The organism is Prevotella sp. LCP21S3_D2 (assembly GCF_052118345.1).
In the GTDB taxonomy this organism is placed as follows: domain Bacteria; phylum Bacteroidota; class Bacteroidia; order Bacteroidales; family Bacteroidaceae; genus Prevotella.
In genome coordinates this window covers 1-312 of the sequence record NZ_JBQKHJ010000129.1, presented here as the reverse complement: position 1 = coordinate 312, position 312 = coordinate 1, and the positions used below count along the sequence as shown (strand labels likewise).

Below are 312 nucleotides of genomic sequence, written 5' to 3'. Positions count from 1 at the left end.
TTAGTGATTAGTGATTAATTCTTTTGCTGCTTAAACACAGCCCCCGAAGGGGCTCTGCTTTTAGAAGCCTACGTCACTACCTCCTCCCTGGGTGCCGCCGCCACCTTCCTGGGTACCGCCGCCACCTTCCTGAGTTCCGCCACCGCCCTGGGTGGTATCATCGGTGTTGGAGTCGCCGCCTGGCTTGTCGGTTCCTCCGGCGTCCTCGCTGGTGTTATACTCGTCGTAGGCAACAATCTTGGTGAGCTTCTTCAGCTCAGCATTGCTCCACGACTTCGTATTTCTCACAATCAGGTGAACGCCCTGCACGCT

General features: G+C 56.4%; 1 pseudogene. It reads right to left on the bottom strand.

The features are described 5' to 3' along the window. Nucleotides 1-60: 60 nt before the first annotated feature. Nucleotides 61-312: pseudogene (locus ACTQ16_RS16910) on the bottom strand (HU family DNA-binding protein); the annotation flags it as partial.